We start from the raw sequence: 23,642 nt of genomic DNA, 5'->3' as shown, positions 1-23,642 counted from the left end.
CCCGCTGTTGCAGCGGGAAGGACCACCATGAACATCACGACGTACCCCGGGCGAGCCCTGGTCGTACTCCTCCTCTCCGTCCTCGCAGGGGTGGGCTTCACCGCCGCCCCGGCGCAGGCAGCCGGGTACTGCGAAGGCGACGGCGTCAACGTCGTCGTCGACTTCCAGGGGATCGGTGACGGCGTCCAGCAGGAGTGCGTCCAGGACGGTGCGGGCAAGACCGCGACCGCGGTCTTCGAGGAGGCCGGCTTCGACCTGACCCCCGTCGGCGCCTTCCCCGGCGTCGCCTGCCAGGTCGACAAGCTGCCGGCCGACGTCAAGTGCCAGGACATGCCGCCGGGCAACGCCTACTGGGGCCTGTTCGTGGGAGCCGACGGGAAGTGGGACTACGCCTCCACCGGCGCCGACCAGCTGAAGGTCAAGGACGGCGACTACGTCGGCTTCGCCTGGCAGACCTCCGAGAAGCCGGCGTTCCCGCGGGTGGCTGCGTCACCGGGAGCCGAGCCCACGGGTGCGGCGGCGCCGCAGAGCGCGGAGACCGAGCCGGCCGCGAAGTCCAGTGAGTCCAGCGAGTCCGATGAGGACGACGGTCTTCCGGTCTGGGTCCCGATCCTGGGCGTGGTCGCTCTCGCGGCGGGAGTGGGCGCCGTGATGGTGACCCGGCGGCGCCAGGGAGCATGACCACCACGTCCCGGCCGGCGAGGGACCTGCACCCCGGGGCCTGGTGGCTCTGGGCGCTGGGCCTCGCCGCCGCGGCGACCGCGACCACCAACCCGCTGTTGCTGCTGCTCCTGGTGGCGGTCGCCGGGTTCACTGTTTCGCTGCGCAAGTCCGACCACCCGTGGTCCCGGTCGTTCCGGCTCTACCTGGTCTTCGGTCTGGTCATCATCGGCATCCGGGTGCTCTTCCGGGTGCTCCTCGGCGGCGGCGCGGGGAGCTTCGTCCTCCTGGAGCTCCCGGAGATCCCGCTGCCGGAGTGGGTCGCGGGCATCCGGCTGCTCGGGACGGTGACCCTGGAGTCGGTGCTGGCGGGTCTCTACGAGGGGATGCGGCTGGCGGCCATCGTGATCTGCGTCGGTGCCGCGAACTCGCTGGCCAACCCCAAGCGGCTGCTGAAGTCGATGCCGCCGGCGCTCTACGAGATCGGTACCGCCATCGTGGTCGCGGTGGCGCTGCTGCCCCAGATGGCCGACAGCCTGGGCCGGGTGCGTGCGGCGCGCCAGCTCCGCGGCGTCCCGGGTGGTCGCATCGGGAGGCTGCGCGGGATCGTCGTGCCGGTCATGGAGGACGCACTCGAGCGGTCGATGTCCCTGGCGGCCGGCATGGACTCCCGCGGCTACGGGCGAGCCGGTGAGCTCACCAGTGGGCAGCGGCGTACGACGGGTGCGCTGATGATCGCCGGCCTCGCCGGGATCTGCGTCGGCACCTACGCGCTGCTCGACCAGACCGCCCCGCAGTGGCTGGCCGTCCCCGGCCTGCTCGGCGGCATCGCGCTCGCGGCCGGTGGCTTCTGGTCCGCAGGCCGTCGGGTACGCCGCACCCGGTACCGCCCCGACCACTGGGGCCCGGAGGAGCTGCTGGTCGCCGGGAGCGGACTCGCCGTGGCCGCCGGGGTGCTCGGCGTGCTGCGCGGTGACGCGCTGCTGCACCCCGCGCTGGACACCGTCCCGGCGATGAGCGCGGGCATGCTCGTGGTCGTGGGCCTCGGGCTCGTCGCGGCCTTGGTGGCGCCGCAGCCCCTGCAGTCGCAGTCGGTCACCCGCGTCGAGGAGGTGGCCGGTGCTGGAGCTGCGTGACCTCACCTTCGGCTACCACGGTGACCCCGTGCTCAGCCACGTCGACCTGACCCTCGAGGAGGGCGAGCTCGTCCTGGTCGCGGGCCGCACGGGCGCGGGCAAGTCGACCCTGCTCGGGGTGTTCAACGGGCTGGTGCCCACCTTCACCGGGGGCCGGCTCACCGGCGACGTCCTGCTCGACGGCGCCAGCATCCTGCACCTGCCGCCCCGAGACCGCGCCCACTTCGTCGGGTACGTCGGCCAGGACCCGACCGCAGGATTCGTCACCGACACCGTCGAGGAGGAGCTCGCCTACGGGATGGAGCAGCTCGGCCTGGACGCACCCACCATGCGCCGCCGGGTCGAGGAGACCCTCGACCTGCTCGGGATCGCCGAGCTGCGCCGCCGCGACCTGCGGACCCTGTCGGGAGGACAGCAGCAGCGCGTGGCCATCGGCTCGGTGCTGACGATGCACCCGCGCCTCCTCGTGCTCGACGAGCCCACCTCCGCGCTCGACCCCACCGCCGCCGAGGACGTGCTGGCCACGCTCACCCGGCTGGTGCACGACGTCGGCGTCACCGTGGTGCTCGCGGAGCACCGGCTGGAGCGAGTGGTGCCGTTCGCCGATCGGATCGTGCTGGTCGAGGGCGGCCGGATCGTCGCCGGTGACCCCGCGCAGATGCTGGCGGACTCGCCCGTCGCCCCGCCGATCGTGGAGCTCGGCCGCTGGGCCGGCTGGTCACCGCTGCCGCTGAGCGTGCGCGACGCCCGCCGGCGCGCCGTACCCCTTCAGCTGCATGCGCCGGCCCCGAGCCCCAGCCCGGACAGGACAAGGGAGCGGCTGCTCGCCGCCCGCGGGACGCGGGTTAGCTACGGGCGGCAGGAGGCGGTCCGCGGCGTCGACCTCGACCTCGACGCAGGCGAGGTCGTCGCACTGATGGGCCGCAACGGGTCGGGCAAGTCCACCCTTCTGTGGGCGTTGCAGGGCAGCCGCAAGCGCAGCGGCGGCTCCGTGGCCGTCCTCGGCAAGGACCCCGCCGAGCTCTCCGCGCCGGCGCGCAGGCGGCTGGTCGGGCTGGTGCCGCAGACGGCCGCCGACCTGCTCTACCTCGAGACCGTCGAGGAGGAGTGTGCCGCCGCGGACCGGGACGCGGCCGCGCCCGGACGTGCCCGCGCACTGCTGGACCGGCTGGCACCCGGCATCGATCCCGCGCTGCACCCACGTGACCTCTCCGAGGGACAGCGGCTCGCGCTGGTGCTCGCGGTCGTGCTGTGCGCGGAGCCGCGGGTGATCTTCCTCGATGAGCCGACCCGTGGCCTCGACTACCCGGGCAAGGCCGCGCTGGGCGAGATCCTCGCCTCGCTCAAGGCCGACGGCCGGACCGTCCTGGTGGCCACCCACGACGTGGAGTTCGTCGCCCAGGTGGCCGACCGGGTCGTCGTGCTCGCCGACGGCGAGGTGGTCTCGGAGGGCCCGACCGAACGGGTGGTGGCGGAGTCGCCGGCGTTCGCGCCCCAGGTGCAGAAGGTCCTCGGGCCGGGCTGGCTCACCGTCGACCAGGTGGTCGCGGCAGGGGCGCTGCGGTGAGCGCCACGCTCCGGATCACCTCACGCGCGTCGGCGGCGGTGCCGCTGCGACCCAGGTCCCTGCTGGTGCTGGGGATCGCCTCGCTGGCCGGGGTGCTGATGTTCGTGTGGCCGCTGCTGGTCAGGGTGGGCGAGGACGGGCGCTCGGTCCAGGCGCCGTTCGTGTTCGTGCTGCTCCTCCCGGTGGTGATCCTCGTCTGCCTCGCGGAGTTCACCGAGGGCGGGATGGACTCCAAGGTCCTCGCCATGCTCGGGGTGCTGACCGCGATCAACGCGGTGATGCGAGGGCTCAGCGCCGGGTTGGCCGGGGTCGAGCTGGTGTTCTTCCTGCTGATCCTGGGCGGGCGCGTCTTCGGGGCCGGGTTCGGGTTCGTGCTCGGCTGCACCTCGCTGTTCGCCTCGGCGCTGCTCACCGGCGGGGTCGGCCCCTGGCTACCGTTCCAGATGCTCGCCTCGGCGTGGGTCGGGATGGGCGCCGGGCTGCTGCCGCGCCGGGTCACCGGACGCTGGGAGATCGCGATGCTGATCGCCTACGGGGTCGTGGCCGCCTACGCCTTCGGCCTCGCGATGAACATGTCCAGCTGGCCGTTTCTGCTCGGCATCGAGCTCCCCGGGCACACCGGGGGAATCTCGTTCGTCCCCGGAGCGCCGCTGCTGGAGAACCTCCACCGCTTCGGCATCTACACCCTGCTCACCTCGACGGGCAGCTGGGACACCGGGCGGGCGATCACCAACTCGATCGCGCTGGTGCTGCTCGGCCCCGCCGTGCTCGCCACCCTGCGCCGCGCCGTACGACGGGCCAGCGTCAACCAGGCCTGACCAGGATTCAGGGACGGACGAGCAGGATCCGGTCGTCCTGCTCAGCCGGGTCACCACGACCGTCGCGGTTGGAGGTGCTCACCCACAGGTTGCCGTCGGGGGCGGCGGCCACGGTGCGGATCCGGCCGTACTTGCCGACCAGGAATCCCTTCTCCCCGCTCGCCTTCTTCCCGTTCACGTCCACCCGCCACAGCTGCTCGCCGCGCAGGGCGCCCAGCCACAGCCGCCCGCCGAGGAACGCCAGCCCCGAGGGGGAGGCCTCGTCGGTGGACCAGGTCACCTGCGGGTTTGTCATCCCGGGCTCCCTGCCGATCCCCTCGACCACGGGCCAGCCGTAGTTGCGGCCCTTCTCGATCAGGTTCAGCTCGTCGTAGGTGCTGTCGCCGAACTCGGAGGCCCACAGGTTGTCGTCGTCGTCGAAGGCGAGTCCCTGGACGTTGCGGTGGCCCCAGCTCCACACGGGGGATCCGGGGAAGGGGTTGCCCGGCGCCGGCCGTCCCTCGGGGGTGATCCGCAGGATCTTGCCGCCGAGGGAGTCGCGGTCCTGGGCGAGGTCGCGCTGGCCGGCCTCGCCGGTGGAGACGTAGAGCATCCCGTCGGGCCCGAAGATCATCCGGCCGCCGTCGTGGTTGCTGCCCAGCGGGATGCCGGTGAGCACCGGCTTCAGCGCGCCGAGCTTCCCGTCGCGCAGCGTGGTGCGCAGGACGCGGTTGTCCTCGTCGGTGGAGACGTAGAGGAACACCTGCTGGTTCTCGGCGTACGACGGGGACACCACCACTCCCAGCAGGCCCGCCTCGCCGTTGGGTGCCGCTTGGTCGACGGTGCCCACCTGGTCGACCTTGCCGCCGCCGACGGTGAAGACCTTGCCGCTGTCCCGCTCGGTCACCAGGCCCGTACCGTCGGGGAGGAACGCGATCCCCCACGGGGCCTCGAGGTTCTCCGCGACCGTGCCGATCACCTTCGGCCGGGCCGACACCTTCGGCGGCGCGGAGGGAGTGGCGCTGGCCGACGGCGACGTGCTGCTCGACGAACCGGGGTCCGGAGCAGGCGTGTCGCCGGCGCGGGGCTCCTCGTCGGCACCGCAGCCGGCGAGCCCGAAGATGAGCCCGGAGACGAGCAACGTGAGCAGGACCAGGGGAGAGGCGAGCCGGAACATCTCGCGAGCGTAGCCAGCGCCCTACTGGGACACGCGGTCCAGGAGCTCGAGCAGTGCCTCGTGCACCTCGTCGGGACGCTCCATCGCGATGAAGTGGGTGGCGGGCAGCTCGGTGTAGCTGGCGCCGGGGATCCGTGCGGCCGCGGTCGACATGTCGTGCGCGGAGGCGAGGATGTCGTACTTGCCGGCGATGAAGCTGGTGGGCACCGCGATGTCGCGCAGCGAGACCCGCCCGTGCAGCGAGGAGTGCAGCGCGAGGTGCATGTACCAGTCGATCGGCGTGGTCAGGAACGTTCGGATCGCGTGCCGGGCCAGCTCGGGGTCCGGCATCGAGAGCATGAACCCCGAGTGCGAGAGCACCCGGTAGGTCGTCGGCCCGATCGGCAGCCGGGAGGCGACCGCGGTGAGCGGCTTGCCGGCCAGCTTGAGGCCGCGCACGACGTTGACCGCGATCGGCTTGCGCAGCACTCGCGGCACGAGGATCGGGGCGCCCATCGAGGAGAACGTGTCGCCCGGGACCCCGCCCACGGCGAACAGGCCGGTGACCCGCTCCGGGTGGGTGACGGCGAGCTCGAACATCGTGTTCACCCCGATGGACCAGCCCATCGCCACGCAGGTGTCCACGCCCGCGTCGTCCAGCACCGCTACCGCGTCCTCGACGAACGCCTCGACGCCCACTCGCTCGGGGTCGCTCGGTCGCTCGGACTCCCCGGTGCCGCGGTGGTTCCAGGAGATGACCCGCACTCCGCACCCGGGCTCGAGCAGGGCCGGCCACGCGTAGGGGTTGGTGCCGAGGCCGTTGCACAACAGCACCGTGGGCCCGTCCGCGTCGTTGGTCCACGCCTGCAGCTCGGTGCCGTCCGCGCTGGTCACGGTGTAGTAGCGCAGGGCCAGGCCGTCGTCGTCCGACGGCGCGAGGTGCAGGGGCGCGGGGGTAGCCATGGCGGGATTGTGCCCCAGGCCCCGGGCGGCCGCGCCGGTTCGTGCGCGAGATCACCAACAGGCGAGCGGGCACGTCTCGGATGCTGGAGGTGCCGCGCGGCCCCGGTCCGCGCGGTGGGCTCAGCCGAGCCGGGCCACGCGGTGCGGGGAGTGGGCCTCGCCGAAGCTCGCACTGCGCCGGGCGAGCGTGGTCTCGACGTAGTCCTGGGCGTCGTCCCACTCGGCCCGCACCTCGGCCAGGGCGGTGGAGGCCACCATCGCGTTGCGGCACGCCTGCTGCTGGCTGTGCTCGGCCCACCTGGTCACGGGCCGCATCATCGAGTCGAGTATCTGGTTCATGTGCATCTCCCCTGGCTGCTCCGCGCTGTGTGCTCAACGTCGTTAACGAGACGCTAGGCAGTGGGGGAGTCCGAGAGGTCTCAGGTGTGTGACAAGTGTGTGAACAACGCCGGTCAGGCGCCGTCCTTGATCCGCTGCAGCAGGTCCTCGATGATCGTGCGCTCGTGCTCGAAGTAGGACAGCCCCCAGTCCGCCACGAGCGCCGGGTAGCGGAACGCCTCCCCGTCGCGGTCGACCCCTCGCAGCGAGACCCGCACCTGCTCGAGGTCGGCTCGTTCGCGCTCCAGCGCCTCGAGGTGCTCGTGCAGCATGGCAGTGACCGTGGCCGGCTCCACCAGGGCGCCGAGCAGCAGGCGCAGCGCGACGGGGTGCTTGAGCACCGGGAAGCCGACGGGCGAGTCGCGCAGCCAGCGGGTCAGGGCCTCGGAACCCTGCGGGGTCAGCTCGTACGACGACGTCCGGCCGTCCCCCGACCGGCGTACCAGGCCGTGCGCGTGCAGCCGCTCGAGCTCGCTGTACACCTGGCTCATCGCGGGGGAGACCCAGTAGTAGCGCAACGTGCGGTCGGCGCGCTGCTTGAGCTCGTAGCCGGTCAGCGAGTCGCCGAAGGTGAGCAGCCCCAGCAGTGCGTACGCCGTCACCGGCAGGTCTTGACCCATGGTGGGGTCAGGCTACTATTCCTAATAGGAATATGCGAGAGGCGGGGTTCTGGTGCAGACGGTGCTGATGGTGGGGACACGCAAGGGGCTGTGGATCGGCCGCTCCGACGCAGCGCGGACCGACTGGACCTGGACGGGGCCGCACTTCGACATGGAGGAGGTCTACTCCTGCATGATCGACACCCGCGGCCCGACGCCCCGGCTGCTGGCCGGTGCGTCCTCGATGTGGCTGGGTCCCCGCGTCCGCCACTCCGACGACCTCGGCGAGACCTGGCACGAGTCGGCCGACGGCGGGGTCCGCTTCCCCGAGGGGACCGACGCGAGCGTGGAGCGCATCTGGCAGCTCGCCCCGGGAGCCGATGAGGACGTGGTGTACGCCGGCACCGAGCCCGGCGCGGTGTGGAAGTCCACCGACCGGGGCGAGACGTTCGCCCTCGAGCAGGCCCTGTGGGACCACCCGCACCGCCCGCAGTGGGGGGCCGGCTTCGGCGGCCAGGCGTTCCACACGATCCTGCCGCACCCCACCGACCCCGACTCGGTGACCGTCGCGATCTCCACGGGCGGGGTCTACCAGACCACCGACGGGGGCGGGTCGTGGTCGCCGCGCAACCAGGGCATCCGGGCCGACTTCCTGCCCGAGGACCAGCAGTACCCGGAGTTCGGCCAGTGCGTGCACAAGGTCACTCGGCACCCCTCACGCCCGGAGCGGCTGTTCCTCCAGAACCACGGCGGGGTATACCGCTCCGACGACGAGGGCGGTTCCTGGACCTCGATCGCCGAGGGCCTTCCCTCCGACTTCGGCTTCCCGATCGTGGTGCACCCGCACGAGCCCGACACCGTCTACGTCTTCCCGATCGGCAACGGCGCGGGCCGATACCCGCCGGGGGGCAGGGCCCGCGTGTGGCGGTCCCGGGACGCGGGGGAGAGCTGGCAGGAGCTGGACCGGGGCCTGCCCGACTCCTTCTACGTCGCGGTGATGCGCGACGCGATGTGGCCCGACGCCCACGACGCTTCCGGGATCTACTTCGGTGCCCGCAACGGCGCGGTCTGGGGCAGCGCCGACGGCGGTGAGTCCTGGAGCCAGGTCGTCTCCGACCTCCCCGACGTGATGACGCTGCGCGCCGCCGCCCTCTGAGCCCTCACACGTGCGGGACCGGGGGCACCTCCACCGGAGCCGCTGCCGTATCGGTCCCCAGGTCGCCGCCCAGGTCGTCGAAGTCGATCGGCTCCGGGACACCCGCGGTGATCCGGGTGCCGTCGGCACGGGTGCCACCGAGGATGGGCTTGTCCCCGAGCAGTCCGTCGATGCGGTCGCCCTGGTGCTCCAGCGGCACCCGCAGGGGCTCCTCGACGGTGACGACGTACTCCGTGCCGCGCACCGAGAGCCCCACCCCCTCCGGCTCCCCGGCCGACTCCACGGTGAACGCGATCTCGTCCTGGGTCAGCTCCACGCGCAGCTGGGAGCCGCGCCACTTCAGCGGGAACCGCAGCCGGGGCCACGAGGCGGGCAGGCGCGGGTCGAAGGACAGGGTGCGGTCGCGGTCGCGCATGCCGGCGAAGCCGAAGACCAGCGCGCTCCACACGCCGCCGGTCGAAGCGACGTGGAGGCCGTCCACGGTGTTGCCGTGCAGGTTCGCGAGGTCGACGTACAGCGCCTGCAGGAAGTAGTCGTGGGCGACCTCGTGGTAGCCGACCTCGGCCGCGATGATCGACTGGACCACGGCCGAGAGCGTGGAGTCGCCGGTGGTGATCGGGTCGTAGTACTCGAAGTCGGCGCGCTTCTCCTCGGCGGTGAACCGGTCGCCCTGCAGGAACAGCGCGAGGACGACGTCGGCCTGCTTGAGCACCTGGAACCGGTAGATCACCAACGGGTGGTAGTGCAGCAGCAGCGGCCGCAGCTCGTCGGGAGTCTGGGAGAGGTCCCAGACCTCGCGGTCGAGGAAGAAGTCGTCCTGGGGGTGGATGCCGAGGCCCTCGTCGAAGGGGATCGCCATCCCCTTCGCGCACGCGCGCCACTCCTCGATCTCGTCGTCGTCGAGGTCGAGGCGGGTGACCAACTGCGCGTACTCGGTGGGGTGCTCCTCGCGGATCCGCTCCAGTGCCTCCACGGCCTGCTCGAGGTTGAAGCGAGCCATCACGTTGGTGAACAGGTTGTTGTTCACCACGGTGGTGTACTCGTCCGGGCCGGTGACCCCGTGGATGTGGAACGAGGGCGTGCCGTTGCTGCGCCAGAAGCCGAGCTCGGCCCACATCCGGGAGGTCTCCACGAGGATGTCGATCCCGTCGCGGACCAGGAAGCCCCAGTCGCCGGTCGCCGCGACGTACTGGGTCAGCGCGTAGGCGACGTCCGCGTCGATGTGCACCTGTGCGGTGCCGGCCGCGTAGTACGCCGAGGCCTCCTCGCCGCTGATCGTGCGCCACGGGAACAGCGCTCCGGCCTGGGCCATCTCGCGGGCGCGGTGCCGCGCAGCGGGGAGCATCCGGGTGCGGAAGTGGAGCAGGTTTCGCGCCACGTCGGGCTGGGTGTAGCTCAGGAACGGCGCGACGTAGATCTCGCTGTCCCAGAAGTAGTGCCCCTCGTAGCCCGAGCCGGTGACCCCCTTGGCGGGGACGCCCTGCTGGTCGGCCCGCGCGCTCGCCTGGGCGATGGAGAACAGGTTGAACCGGATCGCCTGCTGGAGCACCTCGTCGTCGATCTCCACGTCGGTGGCAGCCCAGTAGCGCTCGTACCAGTCCAGCTGCTCCTGGTGGTAGTGCTCCACGCCGTGGCGCGCAGCCCGGTCCAGGGTCCGGTCGCACCGGTCGGAGAGCTCGCGCACCGGCACGCCCCGGGACGTGTGGTAGGCCACCGTCTTCTCCAGGCGGATGGTGTTGCCCTCCTTGGCGTCGACGCGGATGGATCTCTTGGCGAGGTCGGGGTCGTCGCTGAGGATCGTCTCGCAGTCGTCGGGGGTCTCGAGGTGGTGGTCCGCAGCCACGGCGATCGTCATCAGGGAGTTGGTGCACTGGTAGCCCAGCAGCATCCGGTCCTCGCGGGCGTAGTGCATCCGGGGCACCAGCACCCGGCCCTCGAAGCCGGAGGCCTTGCGCGGATCGACCTGATCGCCCATCGGCTGGACCGTGTCGTGGTACTCGTCCTTGCCGTCCTGCCGGTTGAGCAGCTGGGAGGAGATCACGATGGGGGCGTCGCCCGAGAGCATGGTGACCTCGAGGGTGAGCACCGCCAGGTGGCGCTGGGTCATCGAGACCATCCGGGTGGACTCGACCCGGACCCGCTTGCCCGAGGGGGTGCGCCAGATCAGGGAGCGCCGCAGTACGCCGTCGCGGAAGTCCAGCGAGCGCTCGTAGTGCTCCACGTCGGCGGTCCCGAGGGTCAGCGGCTCGTCGTCGACGTAGAGCTTGAGCAGCTTGGCGTCCGGGGCGTTGACGATGGTCTGGCCGGTCCGCGCGAAGCCGAACGCCGCCTCCGCGTGCCGGATCTCCCAGGTCTCGTGGAAGCCGTTGATGAAGGTGCCGTGGGCGAAGGCGTCGCGGCCCTCCTCGGGGTTGCCGCGCATGCCGAGGTAGCCGTTGGCGACGGTGAACAGGGTCTCGGTGACGCCGAGGTCCTCGGGGTCGTGGTTGAGCTCGACGAGCCGCCAGGGGTCGACCGGGAACCGTCCGCGGTCGAGGGGGTCGCTGTTGACGTGGCGGGTCCTCACGCCCGGGCTCCGCTCGTGTCGGGGACCGTCTCCGCGAGGTCGGCCACGACGAGGTCGGCACCTGCGTCGGTGAGGGTCTGCACACCCGCACCCCGGTCGACGCCGACGACCAGCCCGAAGTCGCCGGCACGTCCGGCGCGTACGCCGGAGACGGCGTCCTCGAGCACCACGGATCCGGCGGCGGTGGTGCCGAGCACCTCGGCCGCGTGCAGGAAGGTGTCGGGGGCGGGCTTGCCGGCGAGGCCGAGCTCCGTGGCGACGCGGCCGTCGACGACGGTGGCGAAGCGGTCGGCGAGCCCGGCCGAGTCCAGGACCGCGGGGGCGTTGGCCGAGCTCGACACGACGGCGAGCGGGATCCCCAGGTCGCGGAGGTGGTCGAGCAGGGCCACGGAGCCCGGGTAGGCGACGACACCGTCGCGCTCCAGGACGTGGTTGAACGCGTCGTTCTTGCGGTCACCGAGCCGGGTCACGGTGGGCTCGTCGTCCGAGCCGCCGTCCTCGGGCAGGGAGATGCCCCGGGAGTCCAGGAAGTCGCGGACCCCGTCGTAGCGCGGCTTCCCGTCGACGTGGGCGAAGTAGTCGGCGTCGGTGTAGGGAGCCAGGTCCGCGTCGGTGTCCGGGTGCGCCTCGGCGTACTCCTCGAGGAAGGTGTTGAACATCTCCGCCCAGGCACGCATGTGGACCTCGGCGGTGGGGGTGACCACGCCGTCTAGGTCGAAGAGAATGGCGTCGTAGTCGGCCCAGTCGACGACTGGACCGTGATCGCCGTCGGGGGCGTCGGTCGGTGGGGTCACCCAATCAGGCTATGACCAGCGGGGCGATCGGCGCAGTGAGACCCGTTACTCCGGGTGTCGAGAGTGGTCCAGGGGCGAACCAGGAGGACCGGGTGCGACGGCGCCGAAGTAGTCTCGACCTCATGACACAGCAGGATTCTCCGCAGGGCTCCGCACCCGACATCAAGCCCCGTTCACGCGACGTCACCGACGGCCTGGAGAAGGCCGCGGCCCGGGGGATGCTCCGCGCGGTGGGCATGGGTGACGACGACTGGGTGAAGCCGCAGATCGGGGTTGCTTCGAGCTGGAACGAGATCACCCCCTGCAACCTGTCCCTGGACCGGCTCGCGAAGGCGGCCAAGGTCGGTGTCCACGCAGCGGGCGGGTTCCCCCTTGAGTTCGGCACCATCTCGGTCTCCGACGGCATCTCCATGGGCCACGAGGGGATGCACTTCTCGCTGGTCTCGCGCGAGGTGATCGCCGACTCCGTGGAGACGGTGATGATGGCCGAGCGGCTGGACGGCTCGGTGCTGCTCGCGGGCTGCGACAAGTCCCTGCCCGGGATGCTGATGGCTGCCGCCCGTCTCGACCTCGCGTCGGTCTTCCTGTACGCCGGGTCCACGCTGCCGGGCCAGGTCGACGGCAACGACGTGACGATCATCGACGCGTTCGAGGCCGTCGGCGCCTGCCTCGCCGGCAAGATCACCCGCGAGGAGGTCGACCGCGTCGAGCGCGCGATCTGCCCCGGTGAGGGTGCCTGCGGCGGGATGTACACCGCCAACACGATGGCGGCCGTCGCCGAGGCGCTCGGGATGAGCCTGCCCGGGTCCGCCGCCCCGCCTGCCGTCGACCGCCGGCGCGACGGGTTCGCGCAGCGCTCGGGGGAGGCCGTGGTCGGGATGCTCCGCGAGGGGATCACCGCGCGGCAGATCATGACCCTGGAGGCCTTCGAGAACGCGATCGCCGTGGTGATGGCGCTCGGCGGCTCCACGAACGCCGTACTGCACCTGCTGGCGATCGCCCGTGAGGCCGAGGTCGAGCTGACCATCGACGACTTCAACCGGATCGGCGACAAGGTGCCGCACCTGGGCGACCTGAAGCCGTTCGGGCGCTTCGTGATGAACGACGTCGACAAGATCGGCGGCATCCCCGTGGTGATGAAGGCGCTGCTCGACGCCGGGCTGATGCACGGCGACTGCCTCACGGTCACCGGCAAGACGATGCGCGAGAACCTCGAGGCGCTCGCGCCCAAGCCGCTCGACGGCGAGGTGCTGCGCCAGATGGACGCCCCGATCCACAAGACCGGCGGCATCACCGTGCTCCGCGGGTCGCTCTCGCCCGACGGTGCCGTGGTGAAGTCCGCGGGCTTCGACGACACCACCTTCACCGGCACCGCCCGCGTCTTCGACGGCGAGCGGGCCGCGCTCGACGCGCTCACCGAGGGGCAGATCACCGCCGGCGATGTGGTGGTGATCCGCTACGAGGGTCCCAAGGGCGGACCGGGCATGCGCGAGATGCTCGCGATCACCGGCGCCATCAAGGGAGCCGGCCTCGGCAAGGACGTCCTGCTGATCACCGACGGCCGCTTCTCCGGCGGTACGACGGGCCTGTGCGTGGGCCACATCGCCCCCGAGGCCGTCGACGGCGGTCCGATCGCGTTCGTGCGCGACGGCGACCAGATCACCCTCGACGTGGCGGGCAAGACGCTCGACGTCGCCATCGAGGAGTCCGAGCTCGCCGCCCGCAAGGACGGCTGGACCCCGAACGCGCCGAAGTACACCAAGGGCGTGCTGGGCAAGTACGCCAAGCTGGTGCAGTCGGCGGCCCACGGGGCCGTCTGCGGCTAGTCCCGCTCCGCGCCTGCGACGCCCCTTGTCAACCGAATGGTTGACAAGGGGCGTTGCTGTTTCCTAGGCTCGACTTATTCAACCAATCAGTTGAGGACGAGATGCCCGATCAGCTGTCCCAGGTGTTCGCCGCACTGGCCGACCCGACCCGCCGCGACATCGTCGCCCGCCTGACCGAGGGCGACGCCACCGTCGGTGAGCTGGCCGCGCCGTACGACGTGAGCGTGCAGGCGGTCTCCAAGCACCTCAAGGTGCTGGAGACGGCAGGCCTGGTCACGCGCGGCAGGGACGCGCAGCGCCGACCGGTCCATCTCGAGGCCGACGTGCTCGACCTGATGACCAAGTGGATCGAGCGCTACCGCCAGCAGGCCGAGGAGAGGTACCGCCGTCTCGACGCGGTGCTGGCCGAGATGAACGACGCCGAGAACGGTCTCGACGCCGACACCCGCAGGGAAGGAACCGCATCATGAGCACCACCATGAAGACCGCCGACGGCACCACCACGATCGAGGCCGACCCGTCGGTCCCGCTGATCCGGATGACCCGCGACTTCCGCGCCACCCCGGCGCAGCTGCTCAGGGCGCACACCGACCCCGACCTGTACGCGAAGTGGGTGGGCCCGGACGGCATCGAGACCCGGATCGACCACTGGGACGCACGCACCGGTGGCAGCTGGCGGTTCACCAACATCCACGAGGGCGAGGAGTACGGCTTCCACGGCTGCTTCCACGAGGTCGGGGAGAACCGGCTCGTGCAGACCTTCACCTTCGAGGGCATGCCCGAGGGCGTCTCGCTCGAGACGATGTGGTTCGAGGAGCTCGGCGACGGCGTCACCCGGTTGCACGCCACCTCGCTCATCGACAGCTTCGAGGCCCGCGACGGCATGCTGTCCAGCGGGATGGACGTCGGTGTGAACGACGGCTACGCCAAGCTCGACGCGCTGCTCGCCGACGGGGCCCTCTGACCGCGATGGACCAGCGGATCAGCTTCATCACCCTGGCCGTCGCCGACCTCGACCGGACCCGGGCGTTCTACGTCGACGGGCTCGGGTGGAGCCCGGAGGTGTTCGTCCCCGGCGAGGTGCTGATGATCCGGGCAGGGGAGAGGCTGATGCTGTCGTTGTGGTCCGAGCAGGGCTTCGAGTCCGAGGTCGGCCCGATCCGCCGCGGCCAGGGCGCGGTGCCGGTCACACTGGCGCACAACGTGGCGACCGAGGCCGAGGTCGAGGAGATCCTCGACCTCGCCCGGTCGCTGGGGGCGGAGGTGAGCGGCCCGCGGCATCGCGAGTGGGGCGGCTACACCGGCTACTTCGCCGACCCGGACGGCTTCCGCTGGGAGATCGCGGTCAACCCCGCGATGCCCGACCTCGTCGCGACCTAGTGGGTCAGCTGGGGCGCACGTCCATCACGACCTCGAACTCCAGCAGGTCCGCGCCCGAGGCCACCGGCTTGGCGCGCTCACCGGAGTGGGCGTCGATCGCCGGGCCGTCGCGCCAGGCGGCGAAGGACTCCTCGTCCTCCCACTGGGTCACCACGAAGTAGCGGTCCTCGCCCTTGACCGGCCGCAACAGCTGGAAGCCGAGGAACCCCGGGGTGCCGTCGACGCTGTGGGCCCGGTTGGAGAAGCGCTTCTCCAGCTCCTCGTGCGCCTGCGGGGGGACGGAGATGGCGTTGATCTTCACGACTGACATGAGGTCGAGGCTAGTCACCCCTGACTAGCGTGACGACCATGCCCGCGGTTCCCGACGCTACCCGACTCGTGCTCCGCGCGTTCGAGCCGGCCGACCTCGACCGCGTGAGCGCGTGGTTCGAGGACCCCGAGGTCCAGCTGCGGCTCGGCGGCCCGGAGTGGCCGGCTCGAGCGCTGCGCCTGGATGCACGCGAGGTCGCAGGCGAGGAGTTCCGCGGCCGCAAGGTGCTGCGCAACCATGCTTGGCTCGCCTGGGCCGGCAGGGTCCCGGTCGGGTACCTCGGTGGCGAGGTCTACGACACCTGGGCCTCGTACGACGGTTCGGACCCCGAACGACCAGTGGTCAGCAGCGTCGAGCCCGGGCCTGCGATGGGCAGCGCCTACGTCATCGACCCGGGCCGGTGGCGCCAGGGGTACGGCGCCGCGATGCTCCGTGCCTGGGTCGAGGCCCCGGAGCTGGCCGACGTGCGGGTCTTCGCGCTCGGGATCGACGAGGACAACCACGCGAGCCGCCGATGCGCCGTCGCGGCCGGTTTCGTCGCGGACCCGATTGCCCCGGACTGGGAGGGAACGGTCCACCACCTCCTACGGCGCTGGTAGGTCCTCGGCCACTCAGCGCGCTACCGAGACGGCGGGCAGGTCGAACCAGCGCAGGTGCTCGAAGTCGGCGGAGACCGAGGCCGGGGGAGTGAGGTCGGGCTCGGCGGCGCCGGCGAGGATCTCCTCGGCGTCGAGCAGGTGCTGCCGGAGCAGGGACTCGTCACCGGTCAGCTGCGACGTCGGCGGGTGCATCCCTTGCTCGTCGTAGGTGATCGAGGTCAGTCGCAGCGGCGGCTCGACCAGGCCGTCGCGATGGGTCCAGACCCCGCTCGTGGTGTCGAAGCGGTAGTCGCCGAGCAGCCGCCACCCGTCGCGTGCCACGAGGCGCACCGCCTCGACGATGTAGTCGGCGACGGTGTCGGAGAGGAAGTAGTTGAAGTTCACCCGCACCCACCCGGGCTTGATGCCCTCGCAGCCGCCGGTGATCTCGCGCTCGAACTCCCGGCTCTGCGCCATGTCGATCCCGAGCAGCCGGTGGCCGTACGGCCCGGCGCAGGAGCAGCCGCCACGGGACTGGATGCCGAAGAGGTCGTTGAGCAGCGCGACCACGAAGTTGTGGTGCAGGTAGCGGCCCGAGGGCGCGCGCACCACGAACGAGACGATCGAGAGCCGCGGCGCCTCGAGGTTGCCCAGGATCTCGATCGCGGGCTCCTGGCGCCACGCGGCCACGGCGCGGCCCAGGAACCGCTCCTCGGCCGCGCGGATCGCCGGCACCCCGACGGCCTCCTTGAGCTGGAAGACCAGGCCGGCGCGGATGGACTCGATGATCGCGGGAGTGCCGCCCTCCTCGCGGTGCTCGGGGTCGGGCAGGTAGGCGTGGTCGTCGTCGTTGACGTAGGCCACCGTGCCGCCGCCGGGGACCTCGGGCACCCGGTTGCCGAACAGCTCGCGTCGCGCCACCAGGACCCCCGGGGTCGACGGGCCGCCGATGAACTTGTGCGGTGAGAGGAAGACCGCGTCCTTGTACGCCGCCCGGTCCTGTGGGCCGCCGGGGCACATCTCGATGTCGACGTACGGCGCCGCCGCGGCGAAGTCCCAGAAGGACAGGGCACCGTGCTCGTGCAGGATCCGGGTGATCGCCTCGGTGTTCGACACGATGCCGGTGACGTTGGAGGCGGCCGAGAACGAGCCGATCTTCAGCGGCCGCTCCGCATGGTCCGAGAGGGCCGCGCGCAGCGCGTCGAGGTCGATGTGGCCGTCGGCGTCCTGCGGGATCACCATGACGTCCGCGATCGACTCGCGCCAGGGGATCTCGTTGGAGTGGTGCTCGTAGGGGCCGATGAACACCACCGGCCGTTCCTGCGGCGGGATCTGCTCCAGCAGGGAGTACCGGTCCTCCAGCGCCGAGGGGATCCGCAGGCCCAGGACGCCGATCAGCTTGGAGATCGCACCGGTCGTCCCGGAGCCGGCGAAGATCACCACGGTCTCCTCGTCGCCCCCGACCGCCTCGTGGATGATCCTCCGGGCGTCCTCGCGCAGGCGAGTGGTCTGCAGGCCGGTGCCGCTGGACTCCGTGTGCGTGTTCGCGTAGCTCGGCAGCACCTCGTCGCGGATGAAGTCCTCGATGAACGACAGCGCGCGGCCCGAGGCGGTGTAGTCGGCGTAGGTCACCCGCCGGTCGCCGTACGGGGTGCGCATCACGTGGTCCTCCCCGATCACCGAGTCCCGGATCAGTCGCAGGAGGGGGGAGGCGGTCATCTGTTCACTCTAGGCTCAGCGCATGCGATTCAACGTGCACGGGCAACCGGTCGGCGACCCCGTCGACCCGGTCGCCGGCGTCCCCCTGGGGCCGGTGACGCTCACCGGCCGCAGCTGCCGTCTGGAGCCCTTGGCCGAGCAGCACACCGACGCGCTGTACGCCGCGCTGTGCGTCGACTCGCCGCCCTCGGTGTGGACCTACATGTCGGCGGGCCCCTTCGACAGCCGGGCGGAGTTCACCGCATACCTCGACCACCTGCACGCCCTCCCGGCGACCGTGCCGCTGGCGATCGTCCTCCCCGACGGCACCGCGGTCGGGGTCGCGACCTGGCTGCGGATCGACCACGCCAACCGGACCGCGGAGGTCGGCAACATCACCTACGGTCCGGCCCTGCGGCGCAGCACCGCCGCGACCGAGGCGATGTACCTGATGGCGGCGCACGCCTTCGGCTCGGCCGGCGTACGCCGCTACGAGTGGAAGTGCGACTCCCTCAACGAGCCCTCGCGCCGGGCTGCGGAGCGGCTCGGGTTCACCTTCGAGGGCGTCTTCCGGAACGCCGTGGTCTACAAGGGGCGCAACCGGGACACCGCGTGGTTCGCGATCACCGACGACGAGTGGCCGCGGATCAGGACGGCTTTCGAGACCTGGCTGGAACCGGCCGGTTTCGACGAGCATGGGCGGCAGCACGCGCGCCTGGACACCAGGTGAACCGACACTGAGAGGAGCCAGCGATGGCGCAGGGCAAGGCAGCAGAGGACAGGAAGGCCCTCACCGGGGCCGAGATCGCGGAGTCGGGGCTGGCCGGTTGGCGCAAGGTGCTCGACCGCCTCACCGTGCGCTACGAGACCGGTGACTTCGGCACCGGCGCGGCGCTGGTGTCCCGGATCGCCGAGGCGGCCGACGCCGCGGACCACCACCCCGACGTGGACCTTCGCTACCCCCACGTGACGGTGTCGCTGAAGAGTCACGACGTCAACGCGATCACCGCCCGCGACATCCGGCTCGCCCGGACCATCAGCGACCTCGCCGACGAGGCCGGGGTGGCCACGGCCGACCGGGCGCCGGACGTGATCGAGCTCGCGCTCGACACCCCCGACATGGGGCGGATCTCCCCGTTCTGGTCGGCGATCCTCGGCTACGAGGCCTCCGACGACGACCAGGTCACCGACGCCGCAGCCCGCACGCCGACGGTGTGGTTCCAGCCCACCGACTCCGAGGACGAGGGCCGGCAGCGCTGGCACCTCGACGTCTCCGTGCCGCACGACGTGGCCCAGACCCGGATCGAGGCGGCGCTCGAGGCGGGTGGGAGGCTGGTCACCGACCAGTACGCCCCGGCCTTCTGGGTGCTCGCCGACTCCGACGGCAACCAAGCGTGCATCTGCACCTGGCAGGGGCGTGACTAGGTTCAGGATGCGGGCACGTGTCTCGCCTGTCGGGACTGATGGCACACTGAGTTGAGCAGTGAGGGGTGCGAGGGCATCCTTGTGCCCATGCGTTTCGATCTCCTTGTACGCACGCGACGCGTGAGCTGAGGGCCTGAACCCTCCGCCCCACGCGTCCACCCCTCGCTCGCCGACAGGCTCGAGGGGTTTTTTGTTGGCCGAAACACGACAGGTTGAACCAGGCAGGAAGAGGAGTGCGATGTCCGAGCAGGGAACCGAGGGCGAGCGCGTCACCGGCGCGCAGAGCCTGATCAAGTCCCTGGAGAGTGCCGGTGCCGAGAGCATCTTCGGGATCCCCGGAGGGGCGATCCTGCCGGCGTACGACCCTCTCTACGACTCCAAGATCCGGCACATCCTCGTCCGGCACGAGCAGGGCGCGGGACACGCGGCCCAGGGCTACGCCGTGGCCACCGGCAAGGTTGGCGTCTGCATGGCGACCAGCGGGCCCGGCGCCACCAACCTCGTCACCCCGATCGCCGACGCCTACATGGACTCGGTCCCGATGGTCGCGGTGACCGGGCAGGTCGGCGCCAGCATGATCGGCACCGACGCCTTCCAGGAGGCCGACATCCGCGGCATCACGATGCCGATCACCAAGCACAACTTCCTGGTCACCGACGCCGCCGAGATCCCGCGCGTGGTCGCCGAGGCCTTCTACATCGCCTCCACGGGACGCCCCGGCCCGGTGCTGGTCGACGTCGCCAAGTCGGCGCTGCAGGCCGAGACCACCTACTCCTGGCCGACCGAGCTCAACCTCCCCGGCTACCGGCCGGTGACGCGGCCGCACTCCAAGCAGATCCGGGAGGCGACCCGGCTGATCCTGGAGTCGCGCCGCCCGGTGCTCTACGTCGGCGGGGGCGTGATCCGCTCGCGCGCGGCCAAGGAGCTGCGCACCCTGGCCGAGCTCACCGGGATCCCGGTCGTCACCACGCTGATGGCTCGTGGCGCGTTCCCCGACAGCCACCCCCAGCACCTCGGGATGCCGGGCATGCACGGTACCGTCGCGGCGGTCGCCGGGCTGCAGAAGAGCGACCTGATCATCAGCCTCGGCGCCCGCTTCGACGACCGGGTCACCGGCAACCTGGACTCGTTCGCCCCCGGCGCCAAGGTGATCCACGCCGACATCGACCCCGCCGAGATCGGCAAGAACCGGTTCGCCGAGGTGCCGATCGTGGGTGACGCCCGCGAGGTGATCTCCGACCTGATCATGGCGCTGAAGGCCGCGCAGGACACCGGCACCACCGGTGACTACGAGGGCTGGGTGAAGTTCCTGGCGGGCGTGAAGATGCAGTACCCGCTCGGGTACGACGCTCCCGCCGAGGGCCTGGCCCCGCAGTACGTCATCGAGCGCCTCAGCGCGATCTCCGGACCCGAGTCCATCTACGTCTCCGGCGTGGGCCAGCACCAGATGTGGGCCACCCACTTCGTGCAGTACGAGCACCCGAACACCTGGATCAACTCCGGTGGCCTCGGCACGATGGGCTTCGCGGTTCCGGCCGCGATGGGCGCCAAGGTCGGCTGCCCCGACACCACGGTGTGGGCGATCGACGGTGACGGCTGCTTCCAGATGACCAACCAGGAGCTCGCCACCTGCACGATCGAGGGCATCCCGATCAAGGTGGCCGTGATCAACAACGAGTCGCTGGGCATGGTCCGCCAGTGGCAGACCCTGTTCTACGAGGGCCGCTACTCCAACACCGACCTCCAGTCCAAGCGGGTGCCGGACTTCGTGAAGCTCGCCGAGGCGTACGGCGCCGTCGGGCTGTCCTGCGACCACCCCTCCGACGTGGACGCCACGATCAACAAGGCGATGGAGATCAACGACGTGCCGGTCGTGGTCGACTTCCGGGTCGAGCGGGACGCGATGGTGTGGCCGATGGTCGCAGCCGGGACCTCGAACGACGAGATCAAGTACGCCCGTGACCTGGCCCCCGAGTTCGAGGAGGACGATCTCTGATGAGCACGCACAAGCACACGCTCTCCGTGCTCGTGGAGAACAAGCCCGGCGTGCTCGCACGCATCGCGGGCCTGTTCAGCCGGCGGGGGTTCAACATCGACTCCCTCGCGGTGGGCCCGACCGAGCACCCCGAGATCTCCCGGATGACGATCGTGGTCGGCCTGGAGTCGTCACCGCTCGAGCAGGTCACCAAGCAGCTGAACAAGCTGGTCGAGGTGATCAAGATCGTCGAGCTCGAGGACCGCGAGTCCGTCGAGCGCGAGCTCCTGCTGGTCAAGGTCAGGGCCGACGCGGACACCCGCGGGCAGGTCCTCGACGCGGTGCAGCTGTTCCGCGCGAAGGTGGTCGACGTCGCCCTCGACGCGGTCACGATCGAGGTGACCGGCAACGCCGCCAAGCTCAAGGACTTCCTCGCCGTGCTCGAGCCCTTCGGCATCCGCGAGCTCGTCCAGTCGGGCATGGTCGCCATCGGCCGGGGCAGCCGCTCCATCTCCGAGCGCACCCTGCGCCCGGTCCCGGTGTCCGTCCCTGCGGCGTACTCGATCCCGGGCTGACCCCATGTAAATCGGGGTTATGGACGCTCATCAAGCGTCCTGCCGCCCCGGAGCCGTCCACAACCCTCACCAAGCCAACAAGATTCACGAGATGAAGGAGAGCCCCTGTGGCTGAAATGTTCTACGACGACGACGCTGACCTGTCCCTGATCCAGGGCAAGAACGTGGCCGTGCTCGGCTACGGCAGCCAGGGGCACGCGCACTCCCTGTCGCTGCGCGACTCCGGTGTCGACGTCCGCATCGGCCTGCCCGAGGGCTCCAAGAGCCGCGCCAAGGCGGAGGCCGAGGGCCTGCGGGTGCTCACCCCGGCCGAGGCGGTCGAAGAGGCCGACGTGATCGTGATCCTCGCCCCCGACCACGTGCAGCGCAAGCTCTACACCGAGTCCGTCGAGCCGAACATCGCGCCGGGAGACACCCTCGTCTTCGGCCACGGCTTCAACATCCGCTTCGGCTACATCGCCCCGCCCGAGGGCGTCGACGTGTTCATGGTCGCCCCGAAGGGCCCCGGCCACCTCGTGCGTCGCGAGTACGTCGACGGCCGCGGTGTGCCCGTGCTCGTCGCGGTGGAGAAGGACGAGTCCGGCACGACCTGGGACCTCGCCCTCTCCTACGCCAAGGCGATCGGCGGCCTCCGCGCCGGCGGCATCAAGACCACCTTCACCGAGGAGACCGAGACCGACCTGTTCGGTGAGCAGGCCGTCCTCTGCGGTGGCGCCAGCCAGCTGGTGCAGTACGGCTTCGAGGTCCTCACCGAGGCCGGCTACCAGCCCGAGGTCGCCTACTTCGAGTGCCTCCACGAGCTGAAGCTGATCGTCGACCTGATGTACGAAGGCGGCATCGCCAAGCAGCGCTGGTCGGTCTCCGACACCGCGGAGTACGGCGACTACGTCTCCGGCCCCCGGGTGATCGACGCCCACGTGAAGGAGAACATGCAGGCCGTCCTCGAGGACATCAAGAACGGCAACTTCGCGCAGCGCTTCATCGACGACCAGGACAACGGCGCCAAGGAGTTCAAGGAGCTGCGCGCCAAGGGCGAGCAGCACCCGATCGAGGAGACCGGTCGCGAGCTTCGCAAGCTGATGGCCTGGGTCAAGAGCCACGACTCGGACTACGTCGAGGGCACCGCCGGCCGCTGACGGGGTTCCCGGTTTCCCAGGTTATGAACCCAGACTGCCTCTTCACACACCTCACACGGTGTGTGAAGAGGCAGTTCCGGTTCATGACCTGGGAAACCGTCCCACCCGCCCACCACAATCACCAGATGACCCACCGCCCGGTCTTCGTGCTCCACGAGCACGACAAGCCGACCCACCACTTCGACCTGCGGCTCGAGGAGGGCGGGGTGCTGCGGTCGTGGGCGGTGCCCAAGGGGCTGCCCGACGACGTACGGCGGGACCGGCTCGCCGTGGCGGTGGCGGACCACGATCTCGGGCACGCGTCGTACACCGACGCCGACAAGCGGATCGCCGACGAGGGCTGGTGGGAGCTCGAGAACCGCGACGAGCGGCGGTTCGTGTTCGTGCTGCACGGACGGGGCGGCGCGCGGCGTTACGCCCTGATCGACACCGGGCGGGACTGGCTGGTCCATCTGACACGTGAACAGCCGTGACCGGATCGGGCGGCGACCGGTAGCCTCTGCCTGCCCTGGCTCGGGCCGCCAGCCGCCGTCGCCCGGACCTGTTCGGGCACCACCGCACGAGGTCGTCAGATGTCTCGCACTCCCGCTGTCGTGGTGGCAGCAGTCCTCGTGGTGCTCGGCATCGCGTCGTTCGCCCTGCAGGACCTGCGCAAGCCCGAGCCGACCTGTCTCGCGCCGGGATCGCCGCCCTCGGGGTTCGTCGACAACGCGTCCGGGTGCCCCATCACCGCCGCGAGCTACCGCGAGGTCCGGCGCTACGAGTCCGGCCTGCAGGGGTGGCGCATCGCCGGGCTGCTGCTGGTCGTCACCGGCCTCGGCGTCGGCATCGGTGCCCTGACCGCAGGGTCCCGCGCCCGGACGGCGACAGCTGGCGGCGGGACGGACGACGACCCGAGGGTCGACACGGGTGCCGGGGCCAGGGACTGAGACGGGCGCCGCGAGGCGCTGAACACCAGGTTTTCGCT

Annotated in this window: 25 protein-coding genes; 17 read left to right on the top strand and 8 right to left on the bottom strand. The window is 70.9% G+C overall.

The annotated features are described in order from the left end of the window. The first annotated feature begins 27 nt into the window (after positions 1–27). From AC4BGC_RS12580 to AC4BGC_RS12565, 4 genes are read left to right on the top strand one after another with little or no spacing between them, the layout of a single operon-like run. Complete coding sequence (locus AC4BGC_RS12580) at positions 28–681, top strand: hypothetical protein (RefSeq protein ID WP_490556088.1); 654 nt, start codon at positions 28–30, stop codon at positions 679–681. After that, the gene (locus AC4BGC_RS12575) at positions 678–1,796 is read left to right on the top strand and encodes a CbiQ family ECF transporter T component (RefSeq protein WP_490556086.1); all 1,119 of its coding nucleotides are present in this window, start codon (positions 678–680) and stop codon (positions 1,794–1,796) included. The genes AC4BGC_RS12580 and AC4BGC_RS12575 overlap by 4 nt, the downstream gene beginning before the upstream one ends. After that, a complete protein-coding gene (locus AC4BGC_RS12570) occupies positions 1,780–3,363 on the top strand; it encodes an ABC transporter ATP-binding protein (protein WP_490556084.1) in 1,584 nt (527 codons plus the stop codon). Before AC4BGC_RS12575 ends, AC4BGC_RS12570 begins: the two co-directional genes overlap by 17 nt. Beyond that, positions 3,360–4,181, top strand: coding sequence for an ECF transporter S component (locus AC4BGC_RS12565; RefSeq protein ID WP_490548112.1), 822 nt, complete (start codon positions 3,360–3,362; stop codon positions 4,179–4,181). Before AC4BGC_RS12570 ends, AC4BGC_RS12565 begins: the two co-directional genes overlap by 4 nt. Positions 4,182–4,188: 7 nt before the next feature. Here AC4BGC_RS12565 and AC4BGC_RS12560 read toward each other — a convergent pair whose 3' ends face one another. The 4 genes from AC4BGC_RS12560 to AC4BGC_RS12545 all read right to left on the bottom strand — a co-directional run bounded on the left by AC4BGC_RS12560 (position 4,189) and on the right by AC4BGC_RS12545 (position 7,277). Next, on the bottom strand, positions 4,189–5,337 hold the full coding sequence (locus tag AC4BGC_RS12560; RefSeq protein WP_490556082.1) for a PQQ-dependent sugar dehydrogenase: 1,149 nt from the start codon (positions 5,335–5,337) through the stop codon (positions 4,189–4,191). 21 nt (positions 5,338–5,358) lie between these two features. Then, complete coding sequence (locus AC4BGC_RS12555; protein WP_490556080.1) at positions 5,359–6,279, bottom strand: alpha/beta fold hydrolase; 921 nt, start codon at positions 6,277–6,279, stop codon at positions 5,359–5,361. Positions 6,280–6,399: 120 nt separating this feature from the next. Continuing rightward, complete coding sequence (locus AC4BGC_RS12550) at positions 6,400–6,618, bottom strand: hypothetical protein (RefSeq protein ID WP_490556078.1); 219 nt, start codon at positions 6,616–6,618, stop codon at positions 6,400–6,402. A gap of 113 nt (positions 6,619–6,731) precedes the next feature. Then, positions 6,732–7,277: a helix-turn-helix transcriptional regulator gene (locus AC4BGC_RS12545; RefSeq protein WP_490548117.1), complete on the bottom strand. Its 546-nt coding sequence runs from the start codon at positions 7,275–7,277 to the stop codon at positions 6,732–6,734. 52 nt (positions 7,278–7,329) lie between these two features. Here AC4BGC_RS12545 and AC4BGC_RS12540 point away from each other — a divergent pair, with 52 nt between their 5' ends. Next, positions 7,330–8,412: a WD40/YVTN/BNR-like repeat-containing protein gene (locus AC4BGC_RS12540; protein WP_490548118.1), complete on the top strand. Its 1,083-nt coding sequence runs from the start codon at positions 7,330–7,332 to the stop codon at positions 8,410–8,412. A gap of 4 nt (positions 8,413–8,416) precedes the next feature. Here the strand turns inward: AC4BGC_RS12540 and AC4BGC_RS12535 are convergent, their stop codons facing one another. Further along, positions 8,417–10,978, bottom strand: coding sequence for a glycoside hydrolase family 65 protein (locus AC4BGC_RS12535; RefSeq protein ID WP_490556076.1), 2,562 nt, complete (start codon positions 10,976–10,978; stop codon positions 8,417–8,419). After that, the gene (locus AC4BGC_RS12530) at positions 10,975–11,772 is read right to left on the bottom strand and encodes an HAD family hydrolase (RefSeq protein WP_490556075.1); all 798 of its coding nucleotides are present in this window, start codon (positions 11,770–11,772) and stop codon (positions 10,975–10,977) included. The genes AC4BGC_RS12535 and AC4BGC_RS12530 overlap by 4 nt, the downstream gene beginning before the upstream one ends. Positions 11,773–11,894: 122 nt before the next feature. Here AC4BGC_RS12530 and ilvD point away from each other — a divergent pair, with 122 nt between their 5' ends. From ilvD to AC4BGC_RS12510, 4 genes are all read left to right on the top strand, one after another. After that, positions 11,895–13,598 (top strand): dihydroxy-acid dehydratase, encoded by a 1,704-nt coding sequence (ilvD, locus tag AC4BGC_RS12525; protein WP_490548121.1) that lies wholly within the window; start codon positions 11,895–11,897, stop codon positions 13,596–13,598. Positions 13,599–13,699: 101 nt separating this feature from the next. Further along, entirely contained in the window at positions 13,700–14,068 is a 369-nt protein-coding gene (locus AC4BGC_RS12520; protein WP_490556073.1) for an ArsR/SmtB family transcription factor, read from the top strand. Continuing rightward, positions 14,065–14,562 carry an SRPBCC family protein gene (locus tag AC4BGC_RS12515; RefSeq protein WP_490548124.1) on the top strand — a complete coding sequence of 166 codons (498 nt, stop codon included), beginning with the start codon at positions 14,065–14,067 and terminating at the stop codon, positions 14,560–14,562. The genes AC4BGC_RS12520 and AC4BGC_RS12515 overlap by 4 nt, the downstream gene beginning before the upstream one ends. A 5-nt stretch (positions 14,563–14,567) precedes the next feature. Further along, a complete protein-coding gene (locus tag AC4BGC_RS12510) occupies positions 14,568–14,978 on the top strand; it encodes a VOC family protein (RefSeq protein WP_490556071.1) in 411 nt (136 codons plus the stop codon). A 4-nt stretch (positions 14,979–14,982) separates the two neighbouring features. On the opposite strand, the gene AC4BGC_RS12505 is transcribed toward AC4BGC_RS12510, so the two are convergent. Then, positions 14,983–15,288 (bottom strand): antibiotic biosynthesis monooxygenase family protein, encoded by a 306-nt coding sequence (locus AC4BGC_RS12505; protein WP_490548127.1) that lies wholly within the window; start codon positions 15,286–15,288, stop codon positions 14,983–14,985. Between the two features lie 38 nt (positions 15,289–15,326). Between AC4BGC_RS12505 and AC4BGC_RS12500 the strand changes: the two genes are divergently transcribed. Further along, on the top strand, positions 15,327–15,887 hold the full coding sequence (locus tag AC4BGC_RS12500) for a GNAT family N-acetyltransferase (RefSeq protein WP_490556070.1): 561 nt from the start codon (positions 15,327–15,329) through the stop codon (positions 15,885–15,887). A 12-nt stretch (positions 15,888–15,899) separates the two neighbouring features. Here the strand turns inward: AC4BGC_RS12500 and AC4BGC_RS12495 are convergent, their stop codons facing one another. Continuing rightward, a complete protein-coding gene (locus AC4BGC_RS12495; RefSeq protein WP_490556068.1) occupies positions 15,900–17,585 on the bottom strand; it encodes an aminotransferase class V-fold PLP-dependent enzyme in 1,686 nt (561 codons plus the stop codon). Positions 17,586–17,607: 22 nt separating this feature from the next. Here AC4BGC_RS12495 and AC4BGC_RS12490 point away from each other — a divergent pair, with 22 nt between their 5' ends. The 7 genes from AC4BGC_RS12490 to AC4BGC_RS12460 all read left to right on the top strand — a co-directional run bounded on the left by AC4BGC_RS12490 (position 17,608) and on the right by AC4BGC_RS12460 (position 23,604). Continuing rightward, the gene (locus AC4BGC_RS12490; protein WP_490556066.1) at positions 17,608–18,294 is read left to right on the top strand and encodes a GNAT family N-acetyltransferase; all 687 of its coding nucleotides are present in this window, start codon (positions 17,608–17,610) and stop codon (positions 18,292–18,294) included. Between the two features lie 23 nt (positions 18,295–18,317). Continuing rightward, a complete protein-coding gene (locus AC4BGC_RS12485) occupies positions 18,318–18,989 on the top strand; it encodes a 4a-hydroxytetrahydrobiopterin dehydratase (protein WP_490556064.1) in 672 nt (223 codons plus the stop codon). 238 nt (positions 18,990–19,227) lie between these two features. Continuing rightward, positions 19,228–20,985: an acetolactate synthase large subunit gene (locus AC4BGC_RS12480; RefSeq protein WP_490548132.1), complete on the top strand. Its 1,758-nt coding sequence runs from the start codon at positions 19,228–19,230 to the stop codon at positions 20,983–20,985. Further along, positions 20,985–21,539 carry an acetolactate synthase small subunit gene (gene ilvN / locus AC4BGC_RS12475; protein WP_490548133.1) on the top strand — a complete coding sequence of 185 codons (555 nt, stop codon included), beginning with the start codon at positions 20,985–20,987 and terminating at the stop codon, positions 21,537–21,539. The genes AC4BGC_RS12480 and ilvN overlap by 1 nt, the downstream gene beginning before the upstream one ends. A 107-nt stretch (positions 21,540–21,646) precedes the next feature. Next, the gene (gene ilvC / locus AC4BGC_RS12470; protein WP_490556062.1) at positions 21,647–22,675 is read left to right on the top strand and encodes a ketol-acid reductoisomerase; all 1,029 of its coding nucleotides are present in this window, start codon (positions 21,647–21,649) and stop codon (positions 22,673–22,675) included. Positions 22,676–22,800: 125 nt separating this feature from the next. Beyond that, positions 22,801–23,148 carry a DNA polymerase ligase N-terminal domain-containing protein gene (locus AC4BGC_RS12465; RefSeq protein ID WP_490556060.1) on the top strand — a complete coding sequence of 116 codons (348 nt, stop codon included), beginning with the start codon at positions 22,801–22,803 and terminating at the stop codon, positions 23,146–23,148. Positions 23,149–23,247: 99 nt separating this feature from the next. Continuing rightward, the gene (locus tag AC4BGC_RS12460) at positions 23,248–23,604 is read left to right on the top strand and encodes a hypothetical protein (RefSeq protein WP_490548137.1); all 357 of its coding nucleotides are present in this window, start codon (positions 23,248–23,250) and stop codon (positions 23,602–23,604) included. Positions 23,605–23,642 lie beyond the last annotated feature (38 nt).

It is taken from the genome of Nocardioides sp. Z38_18, from assembly GCF_058215695.1.
The sequence above is the reverse complement of the archived record's forward strand: the minus strand, read 5'-3'. Positions and strand labels throughout refer to the sequence as shown.